This is a genomic window from Mycobacterium riyadhense (genome assembly GCF_963853645.1).
Taxonomy (GTDB): domain Bacteria; phylum Actinomycetota; class Actinomycetes; order Mycobacteriales; family Mycobacteriaceae; genus Mycobacterium; species Mycobacterium riyadhense.
Map to the genome: position 1 here is coordinate 5,776,167 of NZ_OY970456.1, position 21,498 is coordinate 5,797,664.

Below are 21,498 nucleotides of genomic sequence, written 5' to 3' on the forward strand. Positions count from 1 at the left end.
CTCTCGATCTTTCCTTTTCTTCTGGGTGCGGGGCACCGCGTTTCGGTGCCCCGGGCCCGTTGCCACCGCCATGCCTCGCGGAGTCGCCGGAATTTCACCCGACAGATAACCTCGCAGGAACCGCGGCCGCAACGTCGATCCTGCGAAAGTTTGACACGAACACAGAAGCTACGACCGCCAATTAGTCAATCATGTTCGTCGCGTCGGCAACAGCCTATTGCCGTGACGAGTACTTGAGGGGTTTTCAAATGGCGAGTTTCGGCAGCGAACTGCTGGCCGCCGCGCTCGCCGGTGCCGGGCCGGGCGAGCATCCACTGCGCCATGTGGCCGAACTGCCCCCTCGCAATGGCCGGCCACACGGCTGGCCCGAGTGGGCCGAGCCCGACGTCGTTCGCGCGTTTGCCGAACGCGGGATCCGCGCCCCGTGGTCACACCAATCTGAGGCCGCCACGCTGGCTCACACCGGCCGCCATGTGGTTGTGAGCACCGGCACGGCGTCGGGAAAGTCTTTGGCCTATCAACTTCCGGTGCTCAACACGCTGGCGACGGATCCGCTGGCGCGGGTGCTGTATCTGTCGCCGACAAAGGCGCTCGGTCACGACCAGTTACGCGCGGCCTATGCGCTGACTTCCGCCGTCCCGCGGCTGGCCGACGTCGCGCCAACGGCCTACGACGGTGACAGCCCCGATGAAGTGCGCCGCTTTGCGCGCGAACGCTCCCGCTGGCTGTTCTCCAACCCCGACATGATCCACTTGTCGATATTGCGCAACCACGCGCGCTGGGCTGTGCTATTGCGCAATCTTCGCTTCCTTGTTGTCGACGAATGCCATTACTACCGAGGGGTTTTCGGCTCTAACGTAGCGATGGTGCTGCGCCGGTTGTTGCGGCTGTGCGCTCGCTACTCGGCATATCCGACGGTGATCTTCGCCAGTGCGACGACGGCGTCGCCCGGCGCGACGGCCGCTGAGCTCATCGGTCAGCCGGTTACGGAGGTCACCGACGACGGCTCACCCCAGGGGGCTCGCACCGTGGCGTTGTGGGAACCCGCGCTACGGGCCGACCTGACCGGTGAGAACGGCGCTCCGGTACGACGGTCCGCGGGTGCCGAGGCCGCGCGAGTGATGGCCGACCTGATTGCGGAAGGCGCCCAGACGCTGACGTTCGTACGGTCGCGGCGCGCCGCGGAGCTGACCGCGCTGGGCGCCCAAGCACGGCTGGACGACGTCGCCCCGGAACTGGCACGCACGGTGGCGTCGTATCGGGCCGGCTATCTGGCCGAGGACCGCACCGCGCTGGAGCACGCCCTGGCCGAGGGCCGGCTGCGCGGTCTGGCGACCACCAACGCCCTGGAGTTGGGCGTCGACATCGCCGGGCTGGACGCGGTGGTGCTCGCCGGCTTTCCGGGAACGGTCGCCTCGTTCTGGCAGCAGGCCGGCCGATCGGGCCGACGCGGACAGGGCGCGCTGGTGGTGTTGATCGCCCGCGACGATCCCCTGGACACATATCTGGTCCATCACCCCGCGGCACTGCTCGACAAGCCGGTCGAGCGCGTCGTCATCGATCCAGCCAACCCATACCTTCTCGGCCCCCAACTTCTTTGCGCCGCAACCGAATTACCACTCGATGAGGTAGAGGTGCGGTCGTGGGACGCGATAGAGGTGGCCGAGGGTCTGGTTGACGACGGGCTGCTGCGGCAACGGTCTGGCAAGTACTTTCCGGCGCCCGGCGTGGAACCACATGCCGCAGTGGACATTCGCGGCTCGGCGGGCGGCCAGATCGTCATCGTGGAAGCCGATACCGGACGCCTGTTGGGCAGCGTCGGAGTGGGCCAGGCAGCGGCGTCCGCCCACCCGGGCGCGGTGTACCTACACCAGGGCGACAGCTACGTCGTCGACACGCTGGATTTCGAGGAGGGTATCGCTTTCGTTCACGCCGAGGATCCCGGCTACGCGACGTTCGCGCGGGAAATCACTGACATCGCGGTCACCGGAACCGGCGAACGCGTGGCCTTCGGCCCTGTCACCCTGGGTTTGGTTCCGGTGACCGTCAACCATCAAGTAATCGGCTACCTACGCCGTCGGCTCAGCGGCGAAGTGATCGACTTCATCGAGCTGGACATGCCCGAGCAGGTGTTGCCCACCAACGCGGTCATGTACACCATCACTCCGGACACATTGAGCCGCAACGGTATTGACGCGCCACGAATTCCCGGCTCCTTGCACGCCGCCGAACATGCGGCCATCGGATTGCTGCCCTTGGTGGCCAGCTGCGACCGCGGCGACATCGGCGGCTTGTCCACCGCTATCGGGCCCGACGGGCTGCCCAGCGTCTTTGTCTACGACGGCTATCCGGGTGGCGCGGGATTCGCCGAGCGCGGCTTTCGTCAGGCACGCACGTGGTTGGGCGCCACGGCCGCGGCCATCGAGGCGTGCGAATGCCCGAGCGGATGCCCCTCATGTGTGCAATCCCCCAAGTGCGGCAACGGCAACGACCCGCTGGACAAGGCCGGGGCGGTGCGGGTGCTAAGGCTGGTGCTCGCGGAGTTGGGTGGCGAGTCGCGCGGAGTAACCGGCGGATAGCACTGGTTCGTCGCCTGTCGCAGGGCTTTAGCACAACGGTTATGCCACAACAACATTGGCGGCAATGCCGGCCACGTCAGCGATCGGGCCGAACGGGCTTTGCGCCGACACGAATCAGAATTTCTCGTCGGGGTCACCTTCCTGCACCGCCTCCCCCAATAGGGGGAGAAAATTTCATACCCCTAATCGGCCATTTGTAGGAGGGACGCACTGCCATCGCCAGGCGAAAGTGATCGGTGGAGCACCGGCTCACTAACGAAATCCACTCGAACCAAGGGGATCTCGATGTCGTTCGTGTTGGTTAGCCCAGAGGCACTGGCGGCTGCGGCAGCTGATGCAGCGGGCATCGGTTCGTCATTGCGTTCGGCAACCGCGGCGGCAGCGGCCCCGACGACGACAGTCTTGGCCGCAGGCGCCGATGAGGTGTCGGCGGCGGTGGCATCACTCTTTGCCGGGCACGGACAGGCCTATCAGCGCTTGAGCGCTCAGATGGCCACATATCACGACCAGTTTGTGCAGGCCCTGACCGCGGGCGCAGGAGCCTATGCCAGCGCGGAGGCAGCCAACGTCTCCCCGTTGCAGAGCCTGCTCGGTGCGCTCAACGCGCCCTTCCTGACGTATACCGGACGCCCGCTGATCGGCAACGGCGCCAACGCGGCCCCCGGCAGCGGTCTCAACGGCGCGCCCGGCGGGTGGCTGCTCGGCGACGGCGGGGCCGGCGGGTCGGGCGCGCCCGGTACGGGCCAAAACGGTGGGGCCGGCGGGGCGGCCGGACTGTTGGGCGCCGGTGGTGCCGGCGGGGCCGGTGGCAGCTCGTCGAGCGGCAACGCTGGGGCCGGCGGCACGGGTGGCGCCGGCGGATGGTTGTGGGGCAACGCCGGGGCCGGCGGGGCCGGTGGAGTCGCAACGGGCGGCGGGGGGAACGGCGGGGCCGGCGGGACGGGCGGGGCCGGCGGGCTGTTGGGCGCCGGCGGGGCCGGCGGGGCCGGCGGGGCCAGTGGTGCCGGAGCAGGCGGGGTCGGCGGGACGGGCGGGACCGGCGGGCTGCTCGGCGGGCTGGTCGGCGCCGGCGGTGGTAACGGTGGGGCCGGAGGGTACGGCGCCAGCGGCGGGGCCGCCGGCGGCGACGGCGGCCATGGCGGGCTGATCGCCGGCGGCGGGGCCGGAGGGACAGGTGGACTCAACGGCGGGGACGGCGGGGCCGGCGGCGACGGCGGCCTGCTGGCCGGCCACGGCGGCGCGGGCGGGGACGGCGGGGCCGGCCTCAATGGTGCCGGTGGCAACGGTGGGACCGGCGGCAACGCCGGGCTGCTGTTCTCAAGCGGCGGGGCCGGCGGTGCCGGTGGATTCGGCGATTTCGGCAGCGGCGGCGCCGGCGGGGCCGGCGGCAATGCCGGCTTGCTCGGTTTCGGCGGGATCGGTGGAGCCGGCGGCCACGCCGGCCCCCTTATCGGAGACGGCGGGACCGGCGGCGCCGGCGGCAGGGGCGGCCTGCTCGTGGGCAACGGTGGTGCCGGTGGTGCCGGCGGGGAGGGTCCCGACGGCGCGGGCGGGGCTGGCGGCGTCGGCGGCAACGCCGTGCTCATCGGCAACGGCGGCAACGCCGGCATCGGCGGAACCGGCGTCGTACCGGGCAGCACCGGCGTGGGCGGTACCAGCGGGCTGCTGTTGGGGCTCGACGGCTTCAACGCTCCGGCCAGCACCTCGCCGCTACACACCGCGCAGCAACAAGCCCTCAACGCGATCAACGCACCCATCCAGGCACTGAGCGGGCGCCCCCTGATCGGCAACGGCACGCCAGGAGCCGCGGGCAGCGCGGCCAACGGCGGCGCCGGCGGGTGGTTGCTTGGCGACGGCGGGGCCGGCGGGTCCGCAGCGACCGGCACGGGCCAACATGGCGGGACCGGCGGGGCTGCTGGGCTGTTGGGCGCCGGCGGCACGGGCGGCGCCGGCGCGAGCACACCAGCCGGCACGGGCGGGGCAGGCGGGGCCGGCGGGGCCGGCGGATGGTTGTCCGGCGACGGCGGCAACGGCGGGGTCGGCGGGGTCAGCTTCTCCGGAAACGGCGGGCTCGGTGGGGTCGGCGGAGCCGGCGGGTTGTTGGGCGCCGGCGGGATCGGTGGGATTGGCGGCGCCAGCACTGCGGGCAATGGCGGAGGCGGCGGGGCCGGCGGAACCGGCGGACTGCTCGGACAGCTCGCCGGCGGCGGGGGTGCCGGCGGTGTCGGCGGGTTCGGCATCAACTCCGGTGGGGCCGGTGGGGCGGGCGGCGATGCGGGCCCGCTCGGCGGCTCCGGCGGCGACGGCGGAAACGGTGGCTACGGGAGCAACGAGGCCGGCGGGGCCGGCGGCGCCGGGGGCAATGCCGGCCTGCTGTTCGGCAGCGGCGGGACAGGTGGGGCCGGTGGATTTACCCACGGAGCCGTTGTCGGCTCCAGCGGTGTCGGCGGGGACGGCGGTGACGGCGGCGCCGGCGGGCGGCTGTTGGGTATCGGCGGGGCCGGCGGGACCGGCGGCGGCACCTTCTCCGGCATGGCCGGGGCCGGGGCCGGCGGGACCGGCGGCAACGGCAACGGCCTGATCGGGTTCGGCGGCGCCGGCGGTGCTGGCGGAGCCGCCTTTACCAACGGGGGTGCCGGCGGGGCAGGAGGCACCGGCGGGCAGCTGTTGGGCAACGGCGGCGCCGGTGGCGCCGGCGGGCAAGGCCACCTCGGCGCTTCCGGCAACGGTGGGGCCGGCGGGGCCGGCGGCAACGCCGTCCTCATCGGCGATGGCGGCAACGGCGGCAACGGCGGCGCCGGCGGTGTCGGTGGTGCCGCCGGCGGCGGCGGAACCGGCGGGCTGCTGCTTGGCCTGAACGGGATCGACGGGTTGGCATAGCCGGGCGGCTCACGCGTCAGTTCCAGAACAGCGGCGCCGCGGCGCACGTACTGTCCCGCGGACCATGCGCGGTTGCCGACGACCTGCCAGCTCTTGCGGCGCGCTCACCGGCGCGCTACGTAATCCGGCGGACCCCCTTTACGCGAACACGGATCTTCCTCGCGGCGACACGGAGCGGGCTGAATCGTAGATCCCGCAAGAAACCCGAGATGTCTTGGCTCAAAAGCGATACGGTCGTTGAAGCCGAGTACACACCAACCCGGTTCTTGATCCGTCGGGAGGTGTCACATGTCGTTTGTGTTCACGATGCCAGAGCTGCTGGGGACAGCTGCCATGGATTTAGCCGGTCTCGGCTCGACACTGAGCACGGCCAACGCGGTCGCGGCCGCCACCACCACGGAGATCCTGGCCGCGGCCGAGGACGAAGTGTCGGTGGCAATCGCGGCGTTGTTTTCCGGGCACGCTCAGGGCTATCAGGCGGCCAGTGCGCAGGCTGCGGTGTTTCATACCGAGTTTGTTCAGGCCCTGACCGCCGGTGCGAGCGCCTATTCCAGCGCCGAGGCCGCCCAGCAGGCGCTCCTCAACACGGTCAATGCGCCCATCCAGGCACTGACCGGGCGCCCGCTGATCGGCAACGGCGCCAACGGCGCCCCGGGCACCGGGCAAAACGGCGCCCCCGGGGGGTGGCTGCTCGGCGACGGCGGGGCCGGCGGCTCGGGCGGGCCGGGCCAAAACGGCGGTAACGGTGGGGCCGCCGGGCTGTTAGGCACCGGCGGGGCCGGCGGGGCCGGCGGCAGCGCGACGAGCGGCAACGGCGGTGCCGGCGGAACCGGCGGCATGGGTGGGTTGCTGTCCGGCAACGGCGGCGTCGGCGGCGCCGGCGGAAGCGCGTGGGGCGTTGCAGGGAACAGCGGAGTCGGCGGGGCGGGCGGAATTGGCGGGACCGGCGGCCTGCTGGGTGCCGGCGGAAACGGCGGGGCGGGCGGATTCAGCCAAGCCGGCACCGGCGGGGCGGGCGGAACGGGCGGGGCCGGCGGGCTGCTCAGCGGGCTAGTCGGCGCCGGCGGCGGCAACGGCGGGGGCGGCGGAGCTGGCAGCGACGGCGGCGGTAACGGCGGGGCGGGCGGCAGTGCCGGCCGGGTCGCCGGGACCGGCGGCACCGGTGGCGACGGCGGATTCAGTGCAGGCGCCAACGCATCGACCGGTGGGGCGGGCGGCAATGCCGGCCTGCTGTTCGGCAACGGCGGAGCCGGCGGGAACGGTGGATTCAGCCAAACTGGCCTTGGCGGGGCCGGCGGGAGCGGTGGGAACGCTGGCCTGCTGTTCTCCAGTGGCGGCGCCGGCGGAGCTGGCGGTTTCGGTGGCACTGGCGGAGGTGCTGGCGGCGGCGGGGGCACCGCCAGCCTGATCGGTAACGGCGGGATCGGCGGGGCAGGCGGAGTGGCCCTCACCGGCTCCGGCGGGATCGGCGGGGCAGGCGGCACGGCTGGCCTGCTCTTGGGCAATGGGGGCGCCGGCGGGGAGGGCGGATTTGGCATCGGTGGCAACGGTGGGGGCGGCGGTGCTGGCGGCAGCGGCGTTCTGATCGGCAACGGCGGCAACGGTGGCGGCGGCGGCAACGGCCCGACAGCTGGTAGCACCGGGGCCGGCGGCACCAGCGGGTTGCTGTTGGGTCTGGACGGATTCAATGCTCCGACCAGCACGTCGCCACTGCACACGCTGCAGCAGGATGTGCTCAAGGCAATCAATGCGCCAATCCAGGCGGTTAGCGGGCGCCCGCTGATCGGTAACGGTGCCCCCGGGGCCGTAGGGACCGGGCAAGACGGCGCCCCCGGTGGTTGGTTGCTCGGCGACGGCGGGGCCGGCGGCTCCGGCGCGACCGGCCAAAACGGTGGAGTCGGCGGTTCCGCCGGGTTGTGGGGCGCCGGCGGAGCCGGCGGTATTGGCGGGGTCTCGTCGTTGACGAGTAGCGCCGGGGCTGGTGGGGCAGGCGGGGCCGGCGGGTGGTTCTCGGGTAACGGCGGAGAAGGCGGCGCCGGCGGAGTCGGATTGGGCACCAGCCTCCCCGGGGCCGGAGGTGCCGGCGGGACCGGCGGGCTGCTGGGCGCCGGCGGGAACGGCGGGGCCGGCGGATTCGCCGAATCCGGCGTCGCGGGTGCCGGCGGGGCCGGCGGGACCGGCGGTCTGCTCGGCGGACTCGTCGCTGCCGGCGGCGGTAACGGCGGGGCCGGCGGGGTTGGCTTCGAAGACGGGGGTGCGGGCGGGGCCGGCGGCAGCGGTGGCCTGCTCGGCGGGCCTGGTGGCGCAGGCGGAACCGGGGGTGCCGGTGGAGTAGACCCAGGCGGTCAGGGCGGGGCCGGCGGGACTGGCGGCAACGCCGGCCTGCTGTTCGGCAGCGGCGGCTCAGGCGGAACCGGTGGATTCAGCGATCTCGGCGCCGGCGGGGCCGGCGGCAACGGCGGCGCCGCCGGGCTGCTGATCTCCAGCGGTGGCGCGGGCGGGGTCGGCGGAGAGGGCGACACGGCCGGCGGTGTCGGAGGGATCGGCGGCAGCGCCGCCCTGCTTGGCTGCGGCGGAATCGGCGGAGCGGGTGGATTCAGCGAAGCCGGCACTGCGGGGTCCGGCGGAACCGGCGGCAGGGCCGGCTTGCTGGTGGGCAATGGCGGTGCCGGCGGCGCCGGCGGCCAGAGCACAATGATCGGCGGCGATGGCGGCAACGGCGGCAACGCCGTTCTGATCGGCAACGGCGGCAACGGCGGCAACGGCGGCGCGACGCCCGGTAACGGCGGCGCCGGGGGAAGCGCCGGACAACTGTTGGGTGCAGACGGGATCAACGGGTTGGCATAGCGGCCCCGGATATGCCTTTCCCGCAACGTGATTCCCGATAACCACCACCAGTGTGGGTGCTGCATACTCGAGATCAGTAAACTGCCGGCATGAGCCACGACTGGCTGCTCGTGGAGACACTAGGTGACGAACCGGCCGTGGTAGCCCAGGGGCGCAAGCTCAAGAACCTCGTCCCGATCACTACGTTCCTGAAGCGCAGTCCCTATCTCGCCGCGGTCCAAACAGCGATCGCCGAGTCGCTGCAGACCGGCCAGAGCCTGACCAGCATCACCCCCAAGCGAGATCGCGTGATCCGCACCGAACCGGTGGTGATGTCCGACGGCCGAATGCACGGAGTACACGTGTGGACCGGCCCTGCCGATGCGGAGCCGCCCGAGCGGCCGATGCCAGGGCCGCTCAAGTGGGATCTGACTCTCGGCGTGGCCACCGATACGCGGGAGTCGCTGGCCAACAGCGGCAAGAATCCCGAAGTTGAGGTCACGTATGGCAGAGCCTTCGCCGAAGACCTGCCGACGCGCGAACTCAACCCTAACGAAACCAAGGTACTTGCCTGGGCAATCAAACCCGAGCCAGGCCAAACACTATGCAGCACTTGGGATCTCACCGATTGGCAGGGCATCCCAATCCGAATAGGGTTTACCGCGCGCAGTGCGCTGGAACCCGGACCAGACGGCCGCGACCACCTGGTTGCGCGGGCGATGAACTGGCGTGCCGAACTCAAGGGCCCAGCGGCAGAAGTCGACGATCTGGCCCAGCGGATCCTCAACGGACTGGCGCAGGCCGGGGTCCACCGGGCGCTGGTTGACCTCAACAACTGGACTCTGCTGAAGTGGCTCGACGAGCCCTGCTCCTTCTACGACTGGCGGGTCAACGAGCCCGACAGGCCGCGCGTACATCCCGACGATGCGCACGTGATGGCAACCATGACAAGGGAATTCGCCGACGGGGCAACCAGCCGGGTGCTGCGGCTACCCGGCAACGACACCGACTGGGTGCCAGTGCATGTCACCGTCAATCGGGTTGAACTGGAACCAGGTACACACGCCGGGCTGATCTCAGTGCGGCTGCCCACCGAAGGCGAGCTCGCCGACGCTGGATTACCGAAGGGGCCAGCGGACACGTCCGCATAGCGCGAAATCGACTCTCGCGCTATGCCGACCGCGATACCGTGTGTCTGGCGTCGATCCCTAAGGGAGGTGCCAGATGTCGTTTGTGATCGCAGCTCCAGAGGCGCTGGCAACGGCCGCCGTAGAGTTGTCAGGTCCGGCTTCGGCGCTTAACGCGGTCAACGCAGCCGCAGCCACCTCGACCACCACGTTGGCCGCTGCGGGCGCGGACGAGGTATCAACAGCCGTCGCGGCGGTATTCGGCTCGCACGCCCAGGCCTATCAGGCGCTCAGCGGCCAAGCGATGGGGTTTCATGACCGGTTCGTGCGGGCATTGACCGCGGGTGCGGGCAGCTATGCCGGCGCCGAGGCCGCCAACCTGCTCGACATCATCAACGCCCAAACCCGGGTGTTGTTAGGTCGCCCGCTCATCGGCAACGGCGCCAATGGGCCATCAGGTACTGGCACGGACGGCGAACCCGGCGGAATCCTGATCGGCAACGGCGGCGCCGGCGGGTCCGGCGCACCCGGCGAAAAGGGCGGTAACGGCGGGGCGGCTGGCCTGTTCGGAGCCGGCGGCGCCGGTGGTACCGGAGGAGCCGACGTGGTTGGCGGGCCTGGCGGGGCGGGCGGCACCGGCGGCGCAGGCGGGTTGTTCGGCAACGGCGGCGCCGGCGGCACCGGCGTCACCGAGGGCGGCGCAGGGGGCGCCGGCGGCGTCGGTGGCAACGGTGGGCTGTTCGGCGCCGGGGGCGCCGGGGGAACCGGTGGGCTTGGCGTAGAGACCGTCGGCGGGACCGGCGGCGCCGGCGGTCACGGTGGCATTCTCTCCGGCGCGGGGGGCGCGGGTGGCGCCGGCGGCTCCGGCCACGTCACCGGTGGCCTCGGCGGGGCCGGCGGGGATGCCGGTCTGCTGTTCGGTGAGGGCGGCGCCGGCGGCGCGGGCGGGACCGGCGGCACCGACGGTGGGGCCGGCGGGGTAGGTGGCCATGGCGCCACGCTTTTCGGTGCCGGCGGTAATGGCGGTGACGGCGGCAACGGCCAACCCGGCGTCGGCGGAGCCGCGGGGACCGGCGGCACCGGTGGGCTATTCGGCTCCGGCGGTGCGGGCGGCAACGGCGGGGCGGGCCGCGACGTGGGCGGTGCCGGCGGCGCAGGTGGCAATGCCGGCTTGTTCTTCGGTACCAGCGGTCGCGGCGGCGACGGCGGCGCCAGCGGCACCAACGGCGGGGCGGGTGGCGCCGGTGGTAACGCCGGCGCGTTCTACGGCGACGGCGGGACCGGCGGCAGGGGCGGATCCGGCGGTTTCGCCGCCGTCGGAGCCGCCGGAGCCGGCGGCGCCGGCGGCAAGGCCGCGCTGATCGGCAACGGCGGCGACGGCGGGGCCGGCGGCGATGCGGACTTTCCGGGCAGCGCCGGCAGCGATGGCGGCACCGCGGCAACGCCTGGCTGATCGGCAACGGCGGCAACGGCGGCAACCGCGGCACCAGCCCACTGGGTACCGGCAACCCCGGCGTCGGCGGCACCGGCGGCCTGTTACTCGGTCAAAGCGGTTTGAACGGGTCGCTGTAGCCAATCCGGCGGAAATCCCGAAACGTGTTGCCCGGGCCGCGCTACCGTGTGCTCCTGACGATCGGTAGGGAAGGTGCCACGTGTCGTTTCTTATCGCGGCGCCGGAGCTGCTGGCGGCCGCTGCCGTGGATCTGGCGAGTATCAATCGGGCGCTCACCGCGGCGAACGCTGCCGCGGCAGCCCCGACCGCCGGATTGCTCGCCGCTGCCGAGGACGAGGTCTCGATCGCTGTCGCGGCACTATTCGGGTCGAACGCCCGGGCGTATCAAGCATTCAGCGCGCAAGCGACGGCGTTTCATGATCGGTTCGCGCAGACCTTGTCCGCGGCTGCGGTCGCCTACGCGGGCACCGACGCCGCCGACGTGCTCAACCTGATCAACGCTCCCGCCGAGGCGCTGTGGGGGCGCCCATTGATCGGCAACGGCACCAATGGGGCGCCGGGGACCGGTGAGAACGGCGGGGCCGGCGGGATATTGATCGGCAACGGCGGGGCGGGCGGTTCCGGCGGACCCGGCCAAAGGGGCGGTAACGGCGGCTCCGCCGGACTGTTCGGCGCCGGCGGGGCCGGCGGCGTCGGCGGATTCGGGATGCCGGGTGGGCCCGGCGGGCCGGGCGGGGATGGCGGCGCGGGCGGGCTGTTCGGCAATGGCGGTAGCGGTGGCACCGGCGGCGGCTCGTTGGACGGAAACGGCGGGGCCGGTGGAACCGGCGGGGCCAGCGGGTTGTTCGGCTCCGGCGGCAAAGGCGGCGTCGGCGGGGTCAGCGCCCACCAAGTCGGCGGCAATGGTGGGGCCGGCGGGTCCGGTGGGCTGATCGGCGCCGGCGGCGCCGGCGGTGACGGCGGGCAGGCCGACGACACCGTCGGCGGAGCCGGCGGGGCGGGCGGCAAGGGCGGTGTGCTCTACGGTTCGGGCGGCCTCGGCGGTACCGGCGGCAACGGCGGCCAAGACGGCGGTATTGGCGGGGCCGGCGGGACCGGCGGACTGTTTGGCGACGGCGGGTTCGGCGGCGAGGGTGGAACCGGTCTGACCGCCGACGGCGGCGTCGGCGGGACCGGCGGCGCCGGTGGGCTTTTCGGCGATGGCGGCACCGGCGGGGACGGCGGCACCGGTGGCGCCAACGGCGGAGCTGGCGGCACCGGCGGCCGCAGCGGCCTGCTTTACGGCGCCGGTGGTGCCGGCGGCGACGGCGGCAACGGCCAGCCCGCCAACGGCGGAGCCGGCGGAGCGGGCGGGGCCAGCGGGCTGTTCGGCGACGGCGGTCACGGCGGCGATGTCGGGGTGGGCCACCTGGCTGGCGGCCTCGGCGGAGCGGGCGGAGCCGGCGGCATGCTCGCCGGCTCCGGCGGGGACGGCGGTGACGGCGGCGTCGCCGGTAAGGACGGCGGCGCGGGTGGCGCCGGCGGCGACGCGGGAATCGTGTTGGGCAACGGCGGCGCCGGTGGATCCGGCGGCTGGGGAGGGTTCAGCGCGGCGGGTATCGGTGGAGCCGGCGGGGTTGGCGGCAATGCCGGTTTGATCGGCAACGGCGGCAATGGCGGCGCCGGCGGGCTCGCCAACGCCCCGGGCAGCATCGGCGGCAATGGGGGCGCCGGGGGCGACGCCTGGCTGATCGGTAATGGCGGTAACGGCGGTAATTCCGGAGCTACGGCTGGAAGCAGCGCCGGCGCTGGCGGTGCCGGCGGTCGACTGATCGGCGAGGACGGCGCCGATGGGTCAACGTAGTCCGGCCAACGTGGATTGTCGGCACAAGCAACGAAATTGAGCTGACCGGCCGCGGGTATGACCGACACGCTAATCGTGCATTCTCCCACCGCGCTAGACCGGATGCCGCACGAGGTGGCTGCTCCCGTCGCACACGCCTACTGCGATTCGCTGACGCAGGTGTTCTTCTGCGCCGGACTGATCGCCGTGGTCGGTGCGCCCTGGCGCTGCTTCTGCGAAACGTCGAACAATCTTGAAACTCAGGGCGGTCACCCCGGCCGCGATAGCGTGTGTAGCAGACCGTTTGGTGGTTAACACCTGCAGGGAGGTGCCGTAACCCGCTACGCCGCATCCACCGGCCCCGCCCGCGCGGCAGCCCGCGCAGCGCCCGCGAAAGCTACAGCCACCTCCACCGTGATCACGACGTCCAGGTCGTCCACCCCACATTGGATCTCGGCGGCGCGCATCTCTCGGGCCACGGCCGTCGCGCGGCCGCACGCCGTCGCGGCCCCAGACGGTAACCGGGCGGCGGCGGCCAGCGCGGCCAGGTCGGCGGCGGCCTGCGCGCGGTGGCGTGCCACCACGACCGCGCCCAAATAGGCGCCGGCACCGGCGATGGACAGCAACACCGCGACCATCGCCGCCGCGAGCATGGTGACCGAGCCACGATCACCGTGGCTCGGCCGCCGAGACCGCCTTAGCTGCAATAGCCAAGGTGGGCAACAGGTTTGACCGTGCGGTGACCGTGGCGACAAAGAATTCGCCGTCCCGGCGCACCTGTACCTGCGCTCCGCCCGGCGCGATGCGCCGGGCGACGTCCGCCGAACGGGCGTCACCGCGCGCGGCCAGCCGGGCGGCCTCTCGCGCCGCATCGACACAGCGCACCTGCATCGAGACCGCGGTGATCCCGGCCATGCACAACACCAGCACCACCACCAGCGTGGCGATTGCCAGAGCCGCCTCAACGGTGCTCGAGCCGGCACTCGAAACTAAACCTTGGTGGAAAGCGCGCGACCGATGATGTGGTTCAACGCCGAGACGATGGAATCGCCGGTGACGACGGTGTAAAGAATCGCACCGAAGGCCGCTGCGGCGATCGTCCCAATGGCGTACTCGACGGTGGACATCCCCGACTCGTCGGTCGCCAGCAGCGTCATACGGGCCACGAATGTGCGAAACATGTTGATCACCAATACTTCCTCTCTTTTGTGGTCTCATAACAGCCCTGGCTGCAAGACCTGACCGGCCAGCCCTGCCACCACAGGCACGATGCCCAGGCAGAAGAACGCCGGCAAGAAGCACAGCCCTAACGGACCTGCGATAAGCACGCCGGCGCGCTCGGCGGCCGCGGCTGCCGCATGCGCGGCGTCGTTACGAGACTGCGCTGCCAGTTCGATGACGCCGTCGGCCAGCGCCGCGCCCGACGACGCCGACCGCCGCGCCAGTCGCAGAAATGCATCGGCCTGCGAGTCAACCAAGCCGGCCGGCGCATCCGGCGGAGTCGACCACGCTATGCCGGGATCGGCCCCTAGCGCTAGCAGGTCGGCAGCCCGGGATAAGACCCGGGCCAGCCGCGGCGGCGCGGACCTGGCGGTCGCGGCCGCAGCGGTCGACACCGCCATACCCGCTGCCAGGCACACCGCGAGCACGTCCAGGCTAGAGGCAACGCCCAACGGATCGCGGCCGTGCGCCTGCGACCGCCTCTGATGCCCGCGCAACGACAGGCCGGCGCGCGCCCGGACCACCGACGGACCCGCACCGACCCACAACGCCAGGGCCAGCAGCACGGCCGCGGCACTCACGACGGGACCCGATCGGTTATCCGGTCCGACCACAGCAGCCCGCCGCAGGCCAGTGCCAGTCCGACCACCAACAGCCAGCCCCCGGCGTGCCCACTCAACAGGAAACTCAGCGGCTGCGCCCCAATCAGTTGTCCAAGCAGTATCCCGAGCAGCGGTAAGCCGGCCAGGATGACCGCGGTGGCGCGGGCGCCCGCCATCCCCGACGCCACCTTTGCCGAAAATCGTTGCCGCTCGGCGATATCGCGTTGCGCAGCCCGCATCAGGGCAGCTATCGCGAGACCGTGGTCATGGGCCAGCTGCCAGCACACCGCGAGCCGTTCCCAGTGCGCGGGAAGGGCCGACGATCGGGCGGCGGCGCGTAGCCCGGCCGACACGTCGGCACCCAATCGTGCGCGCGCCGCGACCGCGCGCAACGCGGCCGCAACGGGGCCATCGGTCTCGTCGGCGGCAATGGCGAACGCGCGCACTGGATGAGCGCCGACGCGCAGTTCGCCGACCAGTACATCAAGGGCGGATTCCAGCGCCCGCCCCTCGGCCGTCCTGCGTCTGCTACGGCGGCAACGCCGGTAACGCAGGCCCGCGGTAGCACCGACCACCATGGCAGCCAGGACCGTCGTCAACGGCAACACCAAGACGGCGCCAATCCAAACGCACGCACCAAGACAGGCAACCCACCTCGAGTCGGGCAACGGCTGCGGACGACGAACGGCCGGCGTGAGCCGCCGGCGCGGTGACGAAGGCAAGACCAGCAGTGCCACCGACAACATCGGCGCGGCAAGTAGCGGAGCATTCATGCCGGTATCCGGGTGTGCAGCAGCTGCTTCAGATCCTCGGCGTGGTCGGTCATCCCGTGGTCCGCATGCCATGCGGTGACCGCTTCGACCCGGCCACTATCGGCTTGACGCAGCACAGCGATCTCGGCGAGCCGGCGCCGGCCGGCCCGGTCACGCGCGACGTGCAGCAGCACCTGGACCGCCGCGGCCAGCTGACTGTGCAACGCCGCGCGGTCAAGGCCACCGAGTGCGCCCAACGCCTCCAACCGGGCCGGAACCTCCGCCGGGTTGTTGGCATGCACGGTGCCCGCGCCGCCGTCGTGGCCGGTGTTCAGGGCCGCGAGCAGGTCCACGACTTCGGCTCCCCGGACCTCGCCGACCACGATGCGGTCCGGCCGCATCCGCAGCGCCTGCCGGACAAGTTGGCGCACGGTCACCTCACCGGCGCCTTCGACGTTGGCGCACCGCGCAATTAGCTTGACCAAATGTGGGTGCCGAGGTGCCAACTCGGCGGCATCCTCGACGCACACCATCCGCTCGGTGGGTGAAACGGCGCCCAACATCGCAGCCAGCAAGGTTGTCTTTCCCGCACCCGTACCGCCACATACCAGGAAGGCCAGCCGAGCGGCGATGATGGCGACGACCAGCTCGGCGGCCTGGGGTGCGATCGCGCCCGCCGCCGTGAGTGCCGCGAGATCCTGGGTGGCCGGCCGCAACACTCGCAACGACAAGCAGGTGCCCTCGGCGGCCACCGGAGGCAAGACGGCGTGCAGGCGCACCGCAAAACCTCCGGAGCCGATCCCGGTCAGCTGCCCGTCCACCCATGGTTGCGCGTCGTCGAGTCGGCGGCCCGCGGCCAGGGCCAGCCGTTGGGCCAACCGCCGCACCGCTGACTCGTCGGCAAACCGAATCTGGCTGCGTCGCAAACCGTTTCCATCGTCAACCCACACCGCATCGGGTGCGGTGACCAGGACGTCCGTGGTGCCGTCCGCGCACAACAACGGTTCCAGGATGCCGGCACCGGTCAGTTCGGTCTGCAGCATTCGCAGGTTGGCCAACACCTCGGTGTCACCGAGGATCCCGCCGGACTCGGCCCGGATCGCCGCGGCCACAACATTGGGCCGCAGCGGCGCGGATTCGGCAGCCAGCCGCTCGCGGACTCGGTCGATCAGTGAGCCGGTCATGCTGCCCTGCCGGCCAGCACGCCAAGTACCCGGCGGGAAGCTGCCGCCAACGCGGATCGCCGTCGCAATCGCAGACCACCGTGCTCCAGCTGCTCGGCGAGCCGTGGCTGGGCGCGCATCGACGCCAGCAGCGGTACCCCGGTGATCTCGGCCACCTCGGCCGCCCGCAAGCCCCCCGGTGCTGGTCCCCGCACGACCAGCCCGAGGTTGGGATTGATCGCCGTCAACACCGGAGCGATCGTCGCGCCGGCCGCGCACGCCCGCACGTGACAGGGGCTAACCAGGACAACAAGATCGGCGCAGTCCAGCGCGGCTTGGGTGGCATCGGTCAGCCGACGCGGAAGATCGCACACCACAGTGACGCCCCCGCGGCGGCCGGCGTCAACGACCGCGTCCACCGGACCGGCGTCGAGTTCGTAACCGCGCCGAGTGCCCGACAACAAGCTGATCCTTCGATGGCGCGGCAGCGCCTCACGCACGGCCGACCAATTCAGCCGTCCGCCCTGTAGCGCCAGGTCAGGCCAACGCAGGCCGGGCGTTGTTTCGCCACCCACCAGCAGATCGATGCCGCCGCCCCACGGATCGAGATCCACCAGCAACGCGTCGGCGGCGGCCTGTGCCAGTGCGACCGCGAACAGCGAGGCCCCGGCTCCGCCACAACCTCCGATGACCGCGACTACCTGGCCATGCGGCCGGTCGTCGCGTACCGACTCGGCGGCTTCGGCGAGCGCACCAGTTAGCTCCTGCTCTTGCCCCGGCAACGTCAGTACGTGCTGTGCGCCAACCGCAACGGCGGCGGCCCAGGTCGCCGTCCCGGCGTCGGTGCCAGTCAGCACGCTGACCTGGGTGCGCCTCGGTAGCGCAAGCTGCCCACACCGCTCCGCGGCCGCTTGGTCGAGCACCACGGCCGTAGCGGCGGACCACGTCTTCCTGCTCACCGGATCCCTGCCGCCGGCATGAACAACCCGGATACCGACGGCCGCGGCGACCCGGTCCAACTCGTCACGCAACTCCGAATCGGTCAGCATTGCCAACACGCCGGAGCGCGCGCGCTCGGTGCGACTAGTGCCCGGAGGGTCAGAAACGGTGGTCACCCGTCTAGCGTGCGGGGTAGCGAGGTGGGACGACAGTCCCAAAGGGCGAATTGTGGAGAGAGACGCATCTGTGCACAATTGCTAGCGCCGTTACTTCGACAGCGCAAAAACAACAGGAGTCCCGCAACACACCGCGAGCCCCACTAAGCACCTGCGGCACGGGGATTATTTACCCCACCAAAGGGACGACCCCCGCCAGGGGGGGAGGAGGCGAGGGTCGTCGTGTATCAGCCCCGGGGGGTCGGGCTGATACACCCTCGGCTTAGGCCGAGTAATGCTTACTATACACATGACAGTCCGGGCTCACGCAAGTATTGCCATTAAGAAAAACTACAGCTTGAGCCGTGTAAATGTCGCCGACAACGCGACCACATCGATGCCCCAGCGGCCTTTTTGGGAACGAAGTAGCGGCCGCGCCAGACCGCCGACCTATGCTGGGTCAGTGACCGAATCCGACCCGGCCGCGCAGCAGCAAATGTCACCGCAAACACCTGAGGCAGCCATTCCACGTGCCCGGACCGCGGCATTCTTTGACCTGGACAAGACCATCGTCGCCAAGTCCAGCACGCTGGCGTTCAGCAAACCCTTCTTCGCTCAAGGACTACTCAACCGACGTGCCGTGTTGAAATCCAGCTATGCCCAGTTCATCTTTCTGCTCTCCGGCGCTGATCATGACCAGATGGATCGGATGCGCACCCACTTGGCCAACATGTGCACCGGGTGGGACGTGGAGCAGGTGAAGTCGATCGTCAACGAGACACTCCACGACATCGTGACTCCGCACGTGTTCGCCGAAGCCGCGGACCTCATCGCGGGCCACAAGTTGTGCGGCCGTGACGTTGTCGTGGTCTCGGCCTCGGGTGAGGAGATCGTTGGCCCAATCGCCCGCGCTCTGGGCGCCACCCATGCGATGGCAACCCGAATGGTCGTCGAGGACGGCAAGTACACCGGCGAGGTCGCCTTCTACTGCTACGGCGAGGGCAAGGTCCAGGCGATCCGCGAGCTGGCGGCCCGTGAGGGCTACCCCCTGGAACACTGCTACGCCTACTCCGACTCGATCACGGACTTGCCGATGCTCGAGGCCGTCGGCCATCCTTCGGTGGTCAATCCCGATCGCGGGTTGCGACGGGAAGCCACCGAACGGGGTTGGCCCATCTTGTCGTTCTCCCGGCCGGTGTCCCTGCGCGACCGCATTCCGGCACCCTCAGGCGCGGCGATCGCGACCACCGCCGCGGTGGGCATCACTGCGTTGGCCGCCGGAGCCGTCGCCTACGCACTGCTACGCCGTTTCACTTTCTAGCACTGGCGTCCCAACCTTCTCAACGGTCACGACAGCAAACACGCTCGGACGCAATCCGAAGGCATTTCGAGAATATTCACGGCAATTGGGCCTTGCTGTGCATGGGGTCTAGTAGTACAAAGGAACCACGGAAGCCCGGTGAGGCCAAGGTCGATCCGGAAGAGAAGGTTCGTTCTCCCGACCCGGGCACCCAGCACGGTTTCCCGGCACCCACGCGGAGTCATAGCCGCGATAATGGCAGAAGTGTTGCGGGCCTGCGTAATTGCGAAAAACGGATGGCGTCGACAGCCCTTTGGGTGGGGTTGCAGTCGGAAGTATCGCAAACGCGCCGAGGCCACCCACGCAGCCCAGAAATGCACGCTTGGTAACCGAGAACCGTGTTGGCGGGCGGCGATCTGAAATCCTTCGGATCGTCGCCCGCTTTGCATTTCGCCGACGATTATTTTCCGCGAGCCTCAGCTACCGATGCGGCCCTATCCGATCCGAGACTCCGCTATGGCAAGCGCCTCCTGCGCGCCGGCCTGCATCCCACGGCAGCACAACACCAGCCACGCCGCCACACCCTCAGGTGTGCCCTCTGCGAATCGGTGTGCGGCATCACGGTAATCGGCGGCTTGCCGCATCCAACGGATCTCGGGCACACCCAGTCCATGCGGATCCAGACCGGTGGCGATGGTCACCAGTCGCGACACTGCGCGAGCCACCACGCCGTCGGCAGTGCCAAACGGCTTCAGCGTCAACAGTTCTCCGTGTGCAACCGCGGCAACCACTGGTGCCGACGCCTGGGTTCGGGCGGTCACCACCTCCGCGAGCAACTCCAGCCGCGGCCCAATCTCGGCATCGGCGCGCGGCCGCCCCAGCCGATCGTCATCGGCTAGATCGGCAGCCGCCAGCACATGCAGGCGCGCCAGTGCCTGCAGCGGCGCCCGCTGCCATACCCCGACTAACGGGCCACCGCCGCCTTCCAGCGCTTGGGCCACCCGCAGCGCTCCGCCGAACACCGGATCACTGATTCCGCCGTCCCGCACAGCGGTTTCCGACGGGTCGTCCAGTCGCACCGGACCGCCGTCGAGCACCGACGATGCCCGCGCCGCACGCAACGCCGCTTCGGCGGCCGTGGCGGGCCAGCCCCGCAGGTTGGCCTTGTGCCGGTGCGCCCGGCCTAGCGCGTCGCGGGCCCGGTCGCTGGCCTCGGCGACACCGGGAAGGTCCATCAGGGGAGCCAGCGGGTCGGCGGTCACAGGTTGCCAACCGTTGCAAGTGAGTGATCTTTAGTGATCATGCTACTTGCACCCCGTCTCGGGGTTGTTCGAGCGCCTGCCGACGCTCTCCCTTCCGCGCTTCATAGCCACCTGCCGGGCGAGGCCCGGTCTTACGGTCGGCTCCACGCTTGACGGCGGCCCCAACTGGGCCGACGACGCTAGGTGTTTCCTCGTAGCGTGCGAGGTTGATCGCGGCGTTGTCGTCGCGTTGGTGACGAGCTGAACACGCCTCACATGTCCAGTGTTCGTCCCAGCCGATGTCTTGCACATGCCGGCAGGAATGACAGGCTTTCGACGACGGGAACCAGCGCTCGGCGACCACCAGCTGTGACCCGTACCAGCCTGTTTTGTAGGTCAGGTGACGTCGGGGTGTGCCCAGGGCGGCGTCGGAGAGTCCGCGCCGACGAGCGCGGGCCCCCAAGAGGCCTTTCTGCCGCAGCATCCCGGCCGCGTCCAACCCTTCGACAACGATGTGGCTGTGGGTTTGAGCCAATCGTGTTGTCAGACAGTGGAGATGGTGAGTGCGGACGTCGTTCACCCGGCGGTGGAGCCGGGACATCTTTGTGGTGCGCTCCCGATATCTACGGGAGCCTTTCGTGCAGCGCGAGCGCGCCCGCGACACATGCCGCAGCTCGCGCAACGCAGCATCGAGAGGGCGGGGGTTCTCAACGCGTTCAATCACGGTGCCGTCCTCGTTGGCGACAGTCGCCAGGCGCCGCACCCCGACATCAACGCCAACCCGCGAACCGGGTCGCGCGACGCCAGGCTGGTGGGGACGCTGCACCACTACCCGCACACTCGCATCCAGGCGGGTGCCGTTGCGGCGAACCGTGATTGCCAGCACCCGTGCCCGGCCTTTGGCGATGAGGCGTTCGATGAGGCGGGTGTTCTCATGGGTGCGGACGGTCCCGATCACCGGCATCGTCAGGTGTCGGCGGTCGGGCTCGACCCTCATGGCGCCGGTGGTGAAGCAGACCCGATCGGCGTCATGGCCCTTCTTTTTGAACCGCGGGAAGCCGACGCGCTTGCCGGCCCGCGTGCCCGCCCGTGAGGTCTGCCAGTTCCAATAGGCCTCTACCGCCCCCCGGATTCCGTCGGCATACGCCTCCTTCGAACACTCGCTCCACCACGGCTGCCCTGTCTCGGCGTTCACGCACACCTCGTCTTTGACCGTGCTCCAGCGCTTCCGCAGTACCCGAAGCGACGGCTTCGCCGTCCCGATCCCATTGGCGTGCCACGCGTCGATATCGGCTTTCAAGGTGGCGACCGTCCAGTTGTAGGCCTTACGCCGGGCGCCGAAATGCCTTGCCAATGCGCGGGCTTGATAGTCGGTCGGGTCCAGCGTGAACCGGTACGCCTGCACCGTCCAGTCCACCGGAATCTCGAACTTCGCCAT

The 21,498-nt window shown here is 70.7% G+C and carries 15 protein-coding genes and 1 pseudogene; 7 read left to right on the forward strand and 9 right to left on the reverse strand.

Annotation, left to right across the window (positions count from 1 at the left end; translation table 11 throughout):
- Positions 1-248 precede the first annotated feature (248 nt).
- The 6 genes from AADZ78_RS25365 to AADZ78_RS25390 all read left to right on the forward strand — a co-directional run bounded on the left by AADZ78_RS25365 (position 249) and on the right by AADZ78_RS25390 (position 12,708).
- Positions 249-2,579: a DEAD/DEAH box helicase gene (locus tag AADZ78_RS25365; protein ID WP_085252092.1), complete on the forward strand. Its 2,331-nt coding sequence runs from the start codon at positions 249-251 to the stop codon at positions 2,577-2,579.
- 285 nt (positions 2,580-2,864) lie between these two features.
- Positions 2,865-5,459, forward strand: a complete 2,595-nt coding sequence (locus AADZ78_RS25370) for a PE family protein (protein ID WP_204801436.1) — start codon at positions 2,865-2,867, stop codon at positions 5,457-5,459.
- 288 nt (positions 5,460-5,747) lie between these two features.
- Positions 5,748-8,306 carry a PE family protein gene (locus AADZ78_RS25375; protein ID WP_204903300.1) on the forward strand — a complete coding sequence of 853 codons (2,559 nt, stop codon included), beginning with the start codon at positions 5,748-5,750 and terminating at the stop codon, positions 8,304-8,306.
- A gap of 89 nt (positions 8,307-8,395) precedes the next feature.
- The gene (locus tag AADZ78_RS25380) at positions 8,396-9,436 is read left to right on the forward strand and encodes a PAS domain-containing protein (RefSeq protein ID WP_085250061.1); all 1,041 of its coding nucleotides are present in this window, start codon (positions 8,396-8,398) and stop codon (positions 9,434-9,436) included.
- 73 nt (positions 9,437-9,509) lie between these two features.
- Entirely contained in the window at positions 9,510-10,865 is a 1,356-nt protein-coding gene (locus AADZ78_RS25385; RefSeq protein WP_139828642.1) for a PE family protein, read from the forward strand.
- 199 nt (positions 10,866-11,064) lie between these two features.
- Positions 11,065-12,708: a PE family protein gene (locus AADZ78_RS25390; protein WP_204903299.1), complete on the forward strand. Its 1,644-nt coding sequence runs from the start codon at positions 11,065-11,067 to the stop codon at positions 12,706-12,708.
- Positions 12,709-13,028: 320 nt separating this feature from the next.
- Here the strand turns inward: AADZ78_RS25390 and AADZ78_RS25395 are convergent, their stop codons facing one another.
- The 7 genes and pseudogenes from AADZ78_RS25395 to ssd all read right to left on the reverse strand — a co-directional run bounded on the left by AADZ78_RS25395 (position 13,029) and on the right by ssd (position 17,474).
- Positions 13,029-13,340 (reverse strand): Rv3654c family TadE-like protein, encoded by a 312-nt coding sequence (locus AADZ78_RS25395; RefSeq protein WP_239655018.1) that lies wholly within the window; start codon positions 13,338-13,340, stop codon positions 13,029-13,031.
- Positions 13,295-13,602 (reverse strand): annotated as a pseudogene (locus tag AADZ78_RS25400) (TadE family type IV pilus minor pilin); the annotation flags it as partial. The gene AADZ78_RS25395 and the pseudogene AADZ78_RS25400, both read right to left, overlap by 46 nt.
- 74 nt (positions 13,603-13,676) lie before the next feature.
- Complete coding sequence (locus AADZ78_RS25405; protein WP_139828874.1) at positions 13,677-13,868, reverse strand: DUF4244 domain-containing protein; 192 nt, start codon at positions 13,866-13,868, stop codon at positions 13,677-13,679.
- 33 nt (positions 13,869-13,901) lie between these two features.
- The gene (locus tag AADZ78_RS25410; RefSeq protein WP_204079026.1) at positions 13,902-14,489 is read right to left on the reverse strand and encodes a type II secretion system F family protein; all 588 of its coding nucleotides are present in this window, start codon (positions 14,487-14,489) and stop codon (positions 13,902-13,904) included.
- Positions 14,486-15,283, reverse strand: coding sequence for a type II secretion system F family protein (locus AADZ78_RS25415; protein WP_085251812.1), 798 nt, complete (start codon positions 15,281-15,283; stop codon positions 14,486-14,488). The genes AADZ78_RS25410 and AADZ78_RS25415 overlap by 4 nt, the downstream gene beginning before the upstream one ends.
- The gene (locus tag AADZ78_RS25420; RefSeq protein WP_085251811.1) at positions 15,280-16,446 is read right to left on the reverse strand and encodes a TadA family conjugal transfer-associated ATPase; all 1,167 of its coding nucleotides are present in this window, start codon (positions 16,444-16,446) and stop codon (positions 15,280-15,282) included. The genes AADZ78_RS25415 and AADZ78_RS25420 overlap by 4 nt, the downstream gene beginning before the upstream one ends.
- Positions 16,443-17,474 (reverse strand): septum site-determining protein Ssd, encoded by a 1,032-nt coding sequence (gene ssd / locus AADZ78_RS25425; protein WP_085251810.1) that lies wholly within the window; start codon positions 17,472-17,474, stop codon positions 16,443-16,445. Before ssd ends, AADZ78_RS25420 begins: the two co-directional genes overlap by 4 nt.
- 508 nt (positions 17,475-17,982) lie before the next feature.
- On the opposite strand from ssd, the gene AADZ78_RS25430 reads away from it, so the two are divergent.
- A complete protein-coding gene (locus tag AADZ78_RS25430; RefSeq protein ID WP_085251809.1) occupies positions 17,983-18,840 on the forward strand; it encodes an HAD-IB family hydrolase in 858 nt (285 codons plus the stop codon).
- A gap of 473 nt (positions 18,841-19,313) precedes the next feature.
- Here AADZ78_RS25430 and AADZ78_RS25435 read toward each other — a convergent pair whose 3' ends face one another.
- Together AADZ78_RS25435 and tnpB are read right to left on the reverse strand one after the other, a co-directional pair.
- Positions 19,314-20,081, reverse strand: coding sequence for an oxidoreductase (locus AADZ78_RS25435; RefSeq protein ID WP_085251808.1), 768 nt, complete (start codon positions 20,079-20,081; stop codon positions 19,314-19,316).
- Between the two features lie 37 nt (positions 20,082-20,118).
- Positions 20,119-21,498 (reverse strand): IS607 family element RNA-guided endonuclease TnpB, encoded by a 1,380-nt coding sequence (tnpB, locus tag AADZ78_RS25440; protein ID WP_085251807.1) that lies wholly within the window; start codon positions 21,496-21,498, stop codon positions 20,119-20,121.